Here is a 13,532-nt window from a genome sequence, read left to right as displayed (position 1 = left end):
GCGTTCAGGTCCAGTCCAGAACCACCTTGCCGCTCAATCCTGATTTCATCGCCGAGAACCCCTCGCGAAACTCATCGACCTTGAACCGATGGGTGATCACCCGGCTCACGTCCAACCCATTCTGCAACATGGCGATCATCTTGTACCAGGTCTCGAACATTTCGCGACCATAAACCCCTTTGATGGTGATCGCCTTGAACACGATGCGCGACCAATCCACCGGCGACTTGCCCGGCGGAATGCCCAAAAGCGCAATCTTGCCACCCATCACGAGCGCCTCGACCATCTGGTCGAGCGCCGCTTGCGAACCGGACATTTCCAGTCCGACGTCGAACCCCTGTTTCAGGCCCAGCTCGTGCTTCACATCAGCCAGCTCTTCGCGCGTGACATCCACGGTGCGCGCCCTGGGCACCACATGCTGCGCCAGTTTCAGCCGGTCGGCATTGATATCGGTGATCACCACGTGGCGGGCGCCCGCGTGCTTGGCCACCGTCGCCGCCATGATGCCGATGGGCCCGGCGCCGGTGATCAGCACATCCTCGCCCAACAGGTCGAAACTCAGCGCCGTATGCACCGCATTGCCCAGCGGGTCGAGGATGGCGCCGATCTCGTCGGGGATATCGTCGGGCAATGGCACCACGTTAAAGGCGGGCAGGCGCAGATATTGCGCGAAAGCTCCCTGCACGTTGACACCGATCCCACGCGTGCCCGGGTCCAGGTGGAACTTGCCCGCCCGGCTCTGACGGCTGTCGGTGCCGATCAGATGCCCCTCGCCCGAAACCCGCTGCCCGATCCTAAGGCCGGTCACATCACGGCCCAGCTCGACAATCTCGCCCGCAAATTCGTGGCCGGTGATCATCGGCACCGGCACCGTGTGCGCGGCCCATTCGTCCCAGTTCCAGATATGGATATCGGTGCCGCAGATACCGGTCTTGTTGATCCTGATCAGTACATCGTCTGGGCCGATCTCGGGCACCGGCGCCTGAACCATCCACAACCCCTCTTCTCGCTTGGACTTCTCCAGTGCTTTCATCGTGTTCGGTCGCATCAGATCACTCCCAGTGCCTTGCCCGCGGCGGCAAATGCGGCCAGCGCGCGGTCCAGTTCAGCGCGTGTCAGGGCGGCGTTCATCTGGGTGCGGATCCGCGCCTGCCCGCGCGGCACCACCGGAAAGAAGAAGCCCGAGACATAGACGCCCTCGTCAAACAGCCGCGCCGCCATATCCTGAGCCAGCTTGGCCTCGCCCAGCATCACCGGGATGATCGGATGTTCGCCGGGCAACAGGTCAAAGCCGAGGTCGGTCAACCCGGCCCGCCAGTAACGGGCGTTGTCGAACAGGTGCGCGCGCAGATCGGCGCCCTCCTCGACCAGCCGGATCGCCTCGATCCCGGCCGCCACGATGGCGGGCGGCAGCGAGTTCGAGAACAGATAGGGCCGCGCGCGCTGACGCAGCAGGTCGATCACCGGCTGCGGACCGGCGATATAGCCGCCGATGGCCCCACCCAGCGCCTTGCCCAGCGTGCCGGTCAGAATATCCACGTCCAGTCCGAAATGGTCGGGCGTGCCCGCGCCGTGCGGCCCCATGAACCCGGTGGCGTGACAATCATCAACCATCACCACCGCGTCATACGCGCGGGCCAACCGGGTGATCTCGGGCAGGTTGGCCAGATAGCCATCCATCGAGAACACACCATCGGTGGCAATCATCACATGCCGCGCGCCATCGGCGCGGGCCTGTTTCAACTGCGCCTCCAGATCACCCATGTCGCTGTTGGCATAGCGGTACCGCTTTGCTTTGCAGAGCCGGATCCCGTCGATGATCGAGGCATGGTTGAGCGCGTCCGATACGATCGCGTCCTCAGGCCCCAGAAGCGGTTCGAACAGCCCGCCATTGGCGTCAAAACAGGCGGCGAACAGGATCGCGTCATCCTTGTTCAGGAACCGCGCCAGCCGCTGCTCCAGTTCGCGGTGAATATCCTGTGTGCCGCAGATGAAGCGGACCGAGGCCATGCCGAACCCCTTGGGCTCCAGCGCGTCACGCGCGGCGGCGATCAGCGCCGGGTGATCGGCCAGACCCAGATAGTTGTTGGCACACAGGTTGATCACCTGTCGGTCACCAACGGTGATTTCGCCCCCTTGGGGCGAGGTGATCAGCCGCTCGCGCTTGTAAAGCCCCTCGGCCTCGATCTGGGCAAGCGTGTCGGTGAGATGGGACAGAAAGGATTGGGACATTGCGACCTCCGATTTGGCGCAATGTCTAGCATAACGGACACAATTCCTAAATAGGGGAAATTACCATGTTGGACAAAAATCCGCGAAACTGGACATCAGCATTCCTGCTTGCCCAGGGGCACCACATTGGGCACCGGATCGGGGGCCAGTTCCTCGAAATCGAAATTGTCCAGCCGTTGCGCCCGGCGCCCGGCCTTGTCAGCGCTGATCTTGATCTCCGAGAGATCCTTGGCCGCCTGCCCGAAATGGCGGTCCAGATTCTGCACCCGGTCTCCCAGCCGTTCCACATCCTTGTGCAACAGGCTCAACTCCTTGCGGATGGCGCCTGCCTGTTCGCGCATCCGCGCGTCCTTGAGAATGGCGCGCATGGTATTGAGCGTGGCCATGCAGGTGGTGGGCGACACGATCCAGACCCGCGCGGCGAACCCTTCGCGCACGATATCGGCGAAATTGGCGTGCAACTCGGCATAGACCGCCTCGGACGGCAGGAACAGCAGGGCGCCATCGGCGGTTTCGCCCTCGATGATGTAACGCTCCGAGATCGCCTTGATATGAGCGCGCAAGGCGCTTTTCATCAGGCGCGCGGCTTCGTTCAGTTGCTGCGGGTTTTCCGCACGGCGCAGCGCCTCATAGGCCTCCAGCGGAAACTTGCTGTCGATCACGATCGGGCCGGGCGGGTTTGGCAGGTGGATCAAACAATCGGCCCGCCGCCCGTTGGACAGGGTATGTTGCAAGGAGTAGCTGTCACTGGGCAGCGCCTTGGACACGATATCGTTGAGCTGGATTTCGCCGAACGCCCCGCGCGTCTGCTTGTTGGACAGAATATCCTGAAGCGACAGCACATCGCCCGACAGCTTGGTGATATTGTCCTGTGCCTTGTCGATGGCGGCGAGGCGTTCCTGCAATTGCGTCAGCGAGGTCGCGGTCTGTTTCGAGCTGCCATGCAGGGTGGTGCTCATCTTCTCCTGCATCTCGGTCATGGCGCGTTGCGCGCGCATGGCGTTGTCGGCCAGCCGGTCGTTCATATGCTGCTGCACCGCAGAAAGCCGCGCCTCGACGGTCTGGATCACCTGTACCTGCGCGTTGGCCTGCGCGTCAGACACATGCGCCAGCCCACCGCGCAACTGTTCCTGCCCCATGCTCAGCTGTTGTACGTTCTGGCCCAGCCAGGCGAGTTGCTGTGCCATCGGTTCGGTCGACCGGGCCGAGCGATTGGCGGCGCGCAGGGACAGAAACAGCATGAGCAGGATCAGCAGCAAGACACCACCGCCCGCCAAAACCGCCATCACAGCGGGGTCCTGCAAGGAATAGCTCTGATCGCCGATCTGAATCATGGTCTGCCCACCTGTTCTTGTTTTGTTTTCAACTCCCATCCGGGATCGCCCACCGGATCAACTGCGCCCGAACAACCGCTCGATATCGCTGAGTTTCAGCTCCACATAGGTAGGACGCCCGTGGTTGCACTGGCCGGAATGGGGCGTCGCCTCCATCTCGCGCAAGAGCGCGTTCATCTCTTCGCCCCGCATGCGGCGGCCCGACCGGATCGAACCGTGACAGGCGACCCGGCTCAGGATCGCCTCGATCTGGGCCTGAAGCGTGGCACTTTCGCCCTGATCGGCCAGCTCGTCGAGGATATCGCGGAGCATCGCGCCCGCATCCATCGGACCCAGAATCGCCGGGGTCTCGCGCACCGCGACGGCGCCGCCGCCAAAGGGCTCGATGGTCAGGCCAAGGCGCGCCAGATCGTCGGAGAGATCGAGCAGGCGCGCGCAATCTGCGCTGGAGAGTTCCACGATCTCGGGGATCAGAAGCGCCTGCGCCGCAACGCCGGTTTCGGCCATCTGACGCTTGAGTTTCTCGTAGACCAGCCGTTCATGGGCGGCGTGCTGGTCTACGATGACCATGCCATCGGCGGTCTGGGCGATGATGTAGTTTTCATGCACCTGCCCGCGCGCCGCACCCAGTGGCAGGGATTCGGGCGGGGTTTCGGCTGGCGGCTCCTCCGCCCTGCGGGCGTCCTCGCCGGGCTCCGGCTCGACCATGCGGCCGCTGTAGCTGCTGGAGAGTTCGGCAAACCCGGGCGCCTGCGCCTGATAAGAGGCCATGCGCGCGGCGGGTGAGGGCCGGTCCATCTGGTAGATGCGTGCCCCGGTCTGCTCGGGGCGCATCGCCCCCAGCGTCGCCCCGGCCACGGTGGTCGAGGCGCGGTGCCCCGCCTCGGCCAGCGCGTGCCGCAGGGCCGAGACGATCAGCCCCCGCGCCACGCCGGGATCGCGAAACCGCACCTCGGATTTCGCCGGATGCACGTTTACATCGACCAGCGTCGGATCGCAGTCGATGAACAGGGCCGCCGCCGGGTGCCGGTCGCGGCTGAGAAAATCGAAATAAGCCGCCCGCAGCGCCCCGGTCAGCATCTTGTCCCGCACCGGGCGCCCGTTGACGAAAAGATACTGTGCCACCGCCGCACCGCGCGAATAGGTGGGCAAAGCTGCATAGCCGTAGAGCCGCAGCCCCTCGCGCATCGTGTCGATGCGCAGGGCGTTATCGGTGAACTCGCGCCCCATCACCTGGGCCAGCCTGTCGCGCAGAGCGTCAAACAGATCGCCGGTTTTCGCATCCGCGCGGAACACCAACCGCCCCTCGCCGCCCTCGGACACATCGCGCAGGGTGAAGGAGACCGAGGGTTCGGCCATCGCCAGACGCTTGACCGTATCGGCCACCGCCTGCGCCTCGGCCCGGTCGGTGCGCATGAATTTCAGCCGCGCGGGCGTGGCAAAGAAGAGATCGCGCAGTTCCACCACGGTGCCCGCGCGCAGGGCGGCGGGTTTCACCGGTTCTTCCCTGCCGCCAGCGACACGGATACTGGCGGCCTCGGCACCCTGGGCGCGGCTGGTGATGGTCAAACGACCGACCGACCCCAGCGAAGGCAGCGCCTCGCCCCGGAACCCGAATGTGTGGATGTTGAGCAGGTCCGACCCATCGATCTTGGATGTCGCATGGCGCGCAAGCGCCAGAGGCAATTGATCGGGCGTCATACCACAGCCGTCATCGGTGACCCGGATCAGTGTCTTGCCACCATCCGCCAGGTCGATGGCGATGCGCGTGGCCCCGGCGTCGATGGCATTTTCAACCAGTTCCTTGACAGCCGAGGCGGGGCGTTCCACCACCTCGCCTGCCGCGATCTGGTTGATCGCGGTTTCATCGAGTTGCCGAATAATCGGTCGAGAATCGCTGATATTGGGGTTCAGGTTTGCCATACCCCTACACCTAGCATGTCGGCGCGCGATTCTGCCACCGGTTTGATGGCGAACGCTGCCCGGAATTCGGACGGATCACCATGCTGGTTTCAGCATGGTCAATCGGCCGCAAATTCCGGGCAGCGCGTGAGTGGTGGCGCGGGCCAGCCCCAACTGACCCTTCCAGCCGTCCATAGCTGGGCCGTTGGATCAAGGCTTTCCAGAGGCCGCAGGGCACTCCGGCAGGGATTGGCCGAAATGATGAAAGTTCTGACGCGTACGCGCTGTTTCAGACCTGAACCGGTGCACCGCTTCGTGTCCGGCAGGGACCGAAGCGGGCGGCAAGCGCCAGAATCAGACCTGAGATCGTCGCGATCATGCCTGCCGCGCTGACCGCGTCGCGCGCGCCCAGCCACATCGGGCCATATCCCGCCAGCACATAGCCCAGCACCGCCGAGAGGATGGCGAAAATGACGCTCCAGCCCACCTGCCCTTCGAGCGTGTTGGTCATCATCCGCGCCGCGGCGGGCGGGCAGATGAACATTGCAATGACGATGATCGAGCCAACCGCGTCAAAGGCCGCAACCGCTGCGACTGCGGCCACGATGACAAGCGCAAGACCCAAGAGGTTGGTACGGATGCCCAGAGTACGAGCAAACCCCTCGTCAAAGGTTGACAGTTTCAGGGGTCGCCAGAACAGCCAGGTGAACCCGACCACCGCAACCAGCGTGACCAGGATGCGCGACAGTTCCACCGGCAACCCGGCCAAGGCCACCGGGTCCAGCAGCGAGGCCCAGCCAGTGGCATCCAGCCAGATCAAGCTTTCCAGATTGCCGTAGAGCGCGTGTTCCACGTCCAGATGCACGGTCGAAGTGTCGGTCTGCTCCAACAGCAGCACCCCGGCGGCGAACATTGTGGTAAAGACAACGCCCATCGCCGCACCCGGTTCGATCCGGCCCAAACGGCGGATCGCCTCGATCAGAATTACAGCGACCACGGCGGCACCAGCAGCGCCCAGCATCATCGGCCATGCGGCGATGACTCCGGTCAACAGAAAGGCGACCACGATGCCCGGCAGCACAACATGGCTGATCGCGTCACCGATCAACGCCTGCCGACGCAGCACCAGGAAATTGCCGGGCAGCGCACAGGCAACGGCCGCCAGGATGCCGATCAACATCGGCGTCAGCGACAGGGGGACAAATTCGGAGCCGCTCATGCCGGAACCTCCTGCGGGCCGCCGATGCGGCTGTCGATCTCGGCGATCTGGTCACGGGTCAGCACGGTCTCGATGTCACGCAACCCATCGTAAAGCGCGGCGGCGGCCTCGTGCGTCTGGTCGGCACGCACGATCTGCCACCGTGTCTCGTCGCGCAACGCCTTGGCGGCGCGTGCGCGGCCCTTGTCGGTGGCCACCCCGTCCGCGCGCACCAGCTCGGCCCGGCGCAGCAAGCGCAGCGTCAATGGTTCGTAGATCGGCTGCCCCTGCGCCAGGGCCAGCAATCCCTGCCGCAGATGCACCCGGCGCTGGAACCGCCGGTGGCGCAAGAGCGCCGCCAGCACGCCGCGCCCAGGTGCCACCAGAAGAGACAGGGCGAAAAAGGCAAAGGCCACCAGCACGATGATCGGCCCGGTGGGCAGGTTGGGGGCCGAGGCCGAGATCGCCGCCCCCAGATAGCCCGCCAGACCCCCGGTCAATCCGCTCAGCAACACAACGCGATCCGACCGCTCGGTCCAGAACCGTGCGGTGACCGGCGGAATGATCAAGAGCGCCACAATCAGGATCAGGCCGACGATTTTCAACCCAACAACGGTGACCGCCATCACCAGCCCCATCATGGCAAGATCGACCCGGTGCACTGGCACGCCGCGCGCGGCGGCATATTCGGGATCGAAGGCCACCAGCGTCATCGGACGGCGGATCAGAAGGATCAGCGCCAGCGTGCCCGCGCCGCCCAGCGCGATGACGAGCGCATCGGCCCAGAGCATGCCGGCGGTCGAGCCCAGAAGGAACCCTTCAAGCCCGGCCTGACGCCCGGCGCCAAGGGTCTGAATCACCGTCAGCAGCACGATGCCGAAGCCGAAGAACACCGACAGCACCGCGCCGATCGCCGCATCCTCGGCCAGGCGCGTGTTGCGCGTCAGCCAGTTGAGACACAAGAGCCCGATCCAGGCCGACAGCGCCGATCCGGCCAAGAGGCCGGGCAGGCTGCGCCCGTCGCCGCCCAGTGCCACCATCAACAGAAAGGCCAGACAGATACCGGGCAGCGTCGCATGGCTGATCGCGTCACTGACCAGCGCCCGCTTGCGCAGGAACAAAAAGGTGCCGGTCACCCCGGCCGAAATGCCCAACAAGGTCGCGCCGACCGCGACCAGCGTGGCGTTATAGCCCAGTTGCAGCAAGAGCGCGTCGCGCAGCATCGGATCAGCCCAACACGCGCGCCAGTTGGTCCACCTGCGCCGTTGCCAGCCGTCCGCCATAGGCGGCTTGCAGATGGTCTGCGGTAAACGCCTCGGCCACGGGCCCTTCGGCTACGCGGCGGGTGTTGATCAGGAAGACATGGTCGAAATAGTCGCTCACAGTGGCCAGATCGTGATGCACCACGACCACGGTGCGCCCGGCCTGTTTCAGCGATTTAAGAACCGAAATGATCGCCTTTTCCGTCGCCGCGTCCACCCCGGCAAAGGGTTCATCCAACAGATAGAGATCGGCGTCCTGTGCCAGGGCGCGGGCCAGGAACACCCGCTGCTGCTGGCCTCCCGACAATTGGCCGATCTGCCGGTCGGCGAAATCGCGCATGCCGACACGGGAAAGGCAATCGAGCGCCCGTGCCTTGTGCCGCGCGCGCAGGCGGCCCAGCAGGCCAAGTTCACGGTAAAGCCCCATCAGAACAACGTCGATCACCCGAGTCGGGAAATCCCAATCGACGCTGGCGCGCTGGGGCACATAGGCGATGCGGGCGCGCTGCTCCTCAAGCGGGCGGCCAAACACGGTGACCTGCCCCGACAGCGGCTTGACGATGCCCAGCGCCGCCTTGAGCAGGGTCGATTTCCCCGCCCCGTTTGGCCCAATAATCGCGGTCATCGCGCCCTGCTGCACCGTCATGTCTACCGAGAACACTGCCGGTTTCTGCCCATAGGACACGGTCAGCCCGCGTACCGCCAGCGGGCTGGAGGCGATGGTGCCGTCCGACAGACGGATACCTTTATCTGCGGCCAGTTCGATCATCGCTCAGAATCCCGCCGACAGTTTGCCATCCATGCCGCGTGTCGGCACCTGCCCACCCAATGCGGCGGCGATGGTGGTGATATTGTGATCGAGCATGCCCAGATAGCTCCCCTCATAAGAGCCATCGGGCCCCATCGCATCGGAAAAAAGCTCGCCGCCCACATGGACCTGATGCCCCTGTGCCGCCGCGCCCTCGATCAGGGCCCGGACCGAGCGATCCGAGACCGAGCTTTCGACAAAGACCGCCGTGATCTTGCGCGACACCAGCGTATCGACCAGTTCCGCGATGCGGTTCAGCCCCGCCTCGGACTGGGTCGAGATACCCTGAACACCCAGAACCTCGAACCCGTAGGACTGCCCGAAATAGCCGAAGGCGTCATGGGCGGTGACCAGCACCCGTTTGCCCTCGGGCACCGTGGCCAGAACCGTTTCGGCATAACCCGACAACCGATCCAGATCGGCGATATGGCGGGCGGCGTTGGCGGCAAAGGTTTCAGCCGCCTCCGGGCGGGTTTCGGTCAGGGCGCGCGCGACCTCGGCCACTACCTCGCGCCACAGATCCGGGGTCATCCACACATGCGGGTCGAACTTGTCGGCATAGTCGTCATGGGCGCGCAGGCGCGAGGGGTCGATCCCCTCGGCCACCGCAACCACCTGACGCTTGCGCCCCAGATCCTGGAAAAAGCTTTCCATCTGCGCTTCGAGGTAGAGCCCGTGCCACAACACCAGGTCGGCACGGGTCATGGCCACGATATCGCTGCGGGTCTGGCGATAGGCATGCGGGTCGACGCCCGGTCCCATCAGGCCGGTCACCTCGACCAGATCGCCGCCGACCTGGCGGGCGGCATCGGCGATCATGCCGGTGGTCGCCACCACACGCAGCGGCGCCTCGGCCCAGGCCGCAAGCGGCAAGCTGCATGTCAGGGCAAGTGCGGCAAGGAACCCACGGCGAATCATCGCAAACCTCGAAATCTCGTTCTCATGAGGTGAATATGAGAACCATTCGCAACTAAGTCAACGCAATTGAGAATTATTCGCAAGAAAGTTCCTTTTTGTCCGAATGGTAAAATTTTGACGCCGCGACATGCCCGCCCCCGCTTGCCAATCTGTCGCAGGTCATGCGACCTTGGCGGTAAACCTCCCAAAGGATGTGACGATGGAAACGCAGAGCCTTGAGCGCACCGCGCATCTACCGCAAGTGACCGAGCCACGAAACCCGGGCATGGAGCTGGATCTCGACTGGGTTCGCGCGGTGCAGGCCAATACCTCGGCGATAGAACGGCGGGCGGCGACACTGCCCGGCAGGCGCTCGGTGAAAAAGGACTACCAGGCCGCCTGGCTGTTGAAGGCGATCACGTTGATCGACCTGACCACGTTGTCAGGCGACGACACCGTGGGCCGGGTGCAGCGCCTCTGCGCCAAGGCGCGGCAACCGGTGGCGCCCGCGCTGCTGGACGCGCTGGGTATGGGGCCGATTACCACCGGCGCGGTATGCGTCTATCACGACATGATCGAGACCGCGGTCGAGGCTCTTGAGGGCACCGGCATTCCGGTGGCCGCCGTCAGCACCGGGTTTCCGGCGGGCCTGTCGCCCTTTCACCTGCGAGTGGCCGAGATCGGCGAAAGCGTGGCAGCAGGCGCCGAAGAGATCGACATCGTGATCTCGCGCCGGCATGTGCTGACCGGCGATTGGCAGGCGCTTTATGACGAGATGAAGGCGTTCCGCGCCGCCTGCGGCCATGCCCATGTCAAGGCAATCCTGGCGACTGGAGAGCTGGGGTCGTTGCGCAACGTGGCGCGCGCCTCGCTGGTCTGCATGATGGCAGGGGCGGATTTCATTAAGACCTCGACCGGTAAGGAAAGCGTCAACGCCACCCTGCCCGTGTCGCTGGTGATGATCCGCGCGATCCGCGACTATTACGAGCGCACCGGATATCGGGTCGGCTACAAACCCGCGGGCGGGATTTCCAAGGCCAAAGACGCGCTGGTCTATCTGTCGCTCATGAAGGACGAGCTGGGCGATCGTTGGCTGCAACCGGATCTCTTCCGGTTCGGGGCCTCGTCGCTTTTGGGCGATATAGAGCGGCAATTGGAACATCACGTGACTGGCGCCTATTCGGCGGGGTATCGCCATGCGATTGGGTAGTCCGGCGGCAGGGTTCTTGACGTTTGCACTGGCCACACTGGGCATCGTGCAGGCGGCTCAGTCCGGCACGGGGCTGACAACGGGCGAGTACAAGGCTACCTGCGCGCTGACGGATGACGGCGTGCCGGACTTCTGCACCGGATATGTACAGGCCGTCATCGACTTTGCATCGATCACGAGCAGAGCCTGCCTTCCCGATGGTATGCCCGCTGATGATGTCGGCATCGTCGTCGAGGCCTCGACATTCGACAAGATCGGTACACCGGATTTCCCGGCTTCTCAGCCTGCCGTCATAATGGTCTTGGCTGCAATCAACTCCCTTTTCCCGTGCGACAGGTGAACAGATGACCATCAAGGAGCTCTTCGATACGATGGAGTATGGCCCCGCCCCCGAAAGCGCCGCCGAGGCGCTGGCCTGGCTGGTCGATCAGGGTGACCGTTTCGGCCATTTCATCGACGGCGCCTTTACCGCGCCGGGCGACGGGTTCGACAGCCACAACCCCGCCACCGGCGAGGTGCTGGCAACGCTAACCCAGGCAACCCAGGCCGAGGTGGATGCCGCCGTCGCCGCCGCCCGCAAGGCGCAGCCGAAATGGGCCGCGCTGGGCGGCGCGGGCCGGGCGCGCTATCTCTATGCAACTGCTCGCCTGTTGCAGAAACACAGCCGCCTGTTCGCCGTGCTGGAAACGCTCGACAACGGCAAACCGATCCGGGAAAGCCGCGACATCGACATTCCACTGGCGCAACGGCATTTCTACTATCACGCGGGCATGGCCCAGCTGATGGAGAGCGAGCTGCCCGACGCCGAACCGCTGGGTGTCTGCGGCCAGATCATCCCGTGGAACTTCCCGCTGTTGATGCTGGCGTGGAAGGTCGCGCCTGCGCTCGCCATGGGCAACACCGTGGTGCTGAAACCCGCCGAATACACCTCGCTCACCGCGCTCTTGTTTGCCGATATCTGCCAGCAGGCGGGTCTGCCCAAGGGCGTGGTCAATATCGTCACCGGCGACGGTGCCGTGGGCGAGATGATCGTGGCGTCGGATGTGGACAAGATCGCCTTTACCGGCTCCACCGCCGTGGGCCGCCGCATCCGCGAGGCCACTGCCGGGCGGGGGCTGGAGCTGACGCTCGAACTGGGGGGCAAGTCCGCCTATATCGTGTTCGACGATGCCGATATCGACAGCGCCATCGAGGGGCTGGTCGATGCGATCTGGTTCAATCAGGGGCAGGTTTGCTGCGCCGGATCGCGCCTGTTGGTGCAAGAGGGCATCGCCGACCGCTTTTATACCAACCTGCGCGCCCGGATGGACGGGCTGCGCCTGGGCAATCCACTCGACAAATGCATCGACGTCGGCGCGGTGGTCGACCCGGTGCAGTTACAGACCATAGAGCGGATGGTTGCCAGCAACACGGCCGGTCAGGTGCATCATGCCGCCTGCACCCTGCCCGAAAACGGCTGCTATTATCCCCCGACCCTGATCACCGGGCTTTCGACCAGCGACCCGCTGATGCAGGAGGAGATCTTTGGCCCCGTTCTCGTCTCGACCACCTTCCGCACCCCGGCCGAGGCGATGGAACTGGCCAACAACACCCGCTATGGGCTGGCCGCCACGGTCTGGACCGAGAATGTGAACCTGGCGCTCGACATCGCGCCAAAGCTGGTGGCGGGGGTGGTCTGGGTGAATGCCACCAACCTGTTTGACGCCGCCGCCGGTTTTGGCGGTGTCCGCGAAAGCGGCTTTGGCCGCGAAGGCGGGTGGGAGGGGCTGACCGCCTATACCCGGCCCAAGGGTAAGCGCAGGTCGCTGGCCCGGATCGAGCCCGCCACCGGTCACGGCGCACCGGTTGACCCGATCGACCGCACGGCGAAGCTTTATGTCGGGGGCAAACAGGCCCGGCCCGATGGCGGCTATTCCCGGCCCGTATGGGGCAAATCCGGCCTGTTGGGTCATGTGGGACTGGCCAACCGCAAGGACGTGCGCAACGCGGTCGAGGCGGCCGCAGGTGCAGCTGGGTGGGCAAAGGCCACAGGCCATCTGCGCGCACAGATCCTCTATTACATCGGCGAAAACCTGTCGACCCGGACCGCCGAATTCGCCCATCGCATCGACGCCATGACCGGCAAGCGCGGCGGCGCGAAGGAGGTCGAGGCCAGCATCCAGCGCCTGTTCACCGCCGCTGCCTGGGCCGACAAGTATGACGGGCAGGTGCATGGCGTGCCGATCCGGGGCGTGGCGCTGGCGATGAAGGAACCGGTGGGCGTGATCGGCGCGCTCTGCACGGATGAGGCGCCGCTCCTGGGCCTTGTCTCGGTCATGGCGCCCGCGATTGCGATGGGCAACCGCGTGGTGCTGGCGGCAAGTGAGCCCTATCCACTGGCGGCCACCGATTTCTATCAGATCCTCGACACTTCGGATGTGCCGGCGGGCGTGGTCAACATCCTGACGGGCAGCCATGGGGAACTGGCCAAACCGCTGGCGTCACATCTGAACGTCGATGCGGTCTGGTCCTTCTCCTCGACCGATCTGTCGGCCGAGATCGAAAGGGCGGCGGCGGGCAACCTGAAGCGTACCTGGGTCAATAACGCAACGTCCCTTGATTGGGGCGTGGACCACAGCAAGCGGTTCCTTCAGGCTGCGACCGAGATCAAGAACATCTGGGTGCCCTACGGAGAATAGGGCATCCCTGC

Annotated in this window: 11 protein-coding genes; 3 read left to right on the top strand and 8 right to left on the bottom strand. The window is 64.6% G+C overall.

Annotated features, from left to right (window positions below; all coding sequences use genetic code 11):
* Positions 1–4 precede the first annotated feature (4 nt).
* From tdh to OEZ49_RS00725, 8 genes are all read right to left on the bottom strand, one after another.
* Positions 5–1,033 (bottom strand): L-threonine 3-dehydrogenase, encoded by a 1,029-nt coding sequence (gene tdh, locus OEZ49_RS00760; protein ID WP_263386737.1) that lies wholly within the window; start codon positions 1,031–1,033, stop codon positions 5–7.
* Positions 1,034–1,047: 14 nt separating this feature from the next.
* The gene (locus tag OEZ49_RS00755) at positions 1,048–2,232 is read right to left on the bottom strand and encodes a glycine C-acetyltransferase (RefSeq protein ID WP_263386536.1); all 1,185 of its coding nucleotides are present in this window, start codon (positions 2,230–2,232) and stop codon (positions 1,048–1,050) included.
* A gap of 95 nt (positions 2,233–2,327) precedes the next feature.
* Positions 2,328–3,566, bottom strand: a complete 1,239-nt coding sequence (locus OEZ49_RS00750; protein WP_263386535.1) for a DNA recombination protein RmuC — start codon at positions 3,564–3,566, stop codon at positions 2,328–2,330.
* 57 nt (positions 3,567–3,623) lie between these two features.
* Entirely contained in the window at positions 3,624–5,489 is a 1,866-nt protein-coding gene (gene mutL, locus OEZ49_RS00745; protein WP_263386534.1) for a DNA mismatch repair endonuclease MutL, read from the bottom strand.
* A gap of 268 nt (positions 5,490–5,757) precedes the next feature.
* Positions 5,758–6,687 carry a metal ABC transporter permease gene (locus tag OEZ49_RS00740; protein ID WP_263386533.1) on the bottom strand — a complete coding sequence of 310 codons (930 nt, stop codon included), beginning with the start codon at positions 6,685–6,687 and terminating at the stop codon, positions 5,758–5,760.
* Positions 6,684–7,889 (bottom strand): metal ABC transporter permease, encoded by a 1,206-nt coding sequence (locus OEZ49_RS00735; RefSeq protein ID WP_263386532.1) that lies wholly within the window; start codon positions 7,887–7,889, stop codon positions 6,684–6,686. Before OEZ49_RS00735 ends, OEZ49_RS00740 begins: the two co-directional genes overlap by 4 nt.
* A 4-nt stretch (positions 7,890–7,893) precedes the next feature.
* Positions 7,894–8,697 carry a metal ABC transporter ATP-binding protein gene (locus tag OEZ49_RS00730; protein ID WP_263386531.1) on the bottom strand — a complete coding sequence of 268 codons (804 nt, stop codon included), beginning with the start codon at positions 8,695–8,697 and terminating at the stop codon, positions 7,894–7,896.
* Positions 8,698–8,700: 3 nt separating this feature from the next.
* The gene (locus OEZ49_RS00725) at positions 8,701–9,654 is read right to left on the bottom strand and encodes a metal ABC transporter solute-binding protein, Zn/Mn family (RefSeq protein WP_263386530.1); all 954 of its coding nucleotides are present in this window, start codon (positions 9,652–9,654) and stop codon (positions 8,701–8,703) included.
* Between the two features lie 199 nt (positions 9,655–9,853).
* Between OEZ49_RS00725 and deoC the strand changes: the two genes are divergently transcribed.
* The 3 genes from deoC to OEZ49_RS00710 are packed head-to-tail and all read left to right on the top strand — an operon-like array spanning position 9,854 to position 13,521.
* Complete coding sequence (gene deoC, locus OEZ49_RS00720) at positions 9,854–10,843, top strand: deoxyribose-phosphate aldolase (protein WP_263386529.1); 990 nt, start codon at positions 9,854–9,856, stop codon at positions 10,841–10,843.
* Between the two features lie 16 nt (positions 10,844–10,859).
* Positions 10,860–11,183 (top strand): Rap1a/Tai family immunity protein, encoded by a 324-nt coding sequence (locus OEZ49_RS00715; protein ID WP_263386528.1) that lies wholly within the window; start codon positions 10,860–10,862, stop codon positions 11,181–11,183.
* 4 nt (positions 11,184–11,187) lie between these two features.
* Positions 11,188–13,521 (top strand): aldehyde dehydrogenase family protein, encoded by a 2,334-nt coding sequence (locus tag OEZ49_RS00710; RefSeq protein WP_263386527.1) that lies wholly within the window; start codon positions 11,188–11,190, stop codon positions 13,519–13,521.
* Positions 13,522–13,532: the final 11 nt, after the last annotated feature.

Source organism: Ruegeria marisflavi (assembly GCF_025673445.1).
GTDB lineage: Bacteria > Pseudomonadota > Alphaproteobacteria > Rhodobacterales > Rhodobacteraceae > Ruegeria_B > Ruegeria_B marisflavi.
The sequence above is the reverse complement of the archived record's forward strand: the minus strand, read 5'-3'. Positions and strand labels throughout refer to the sequence as shown.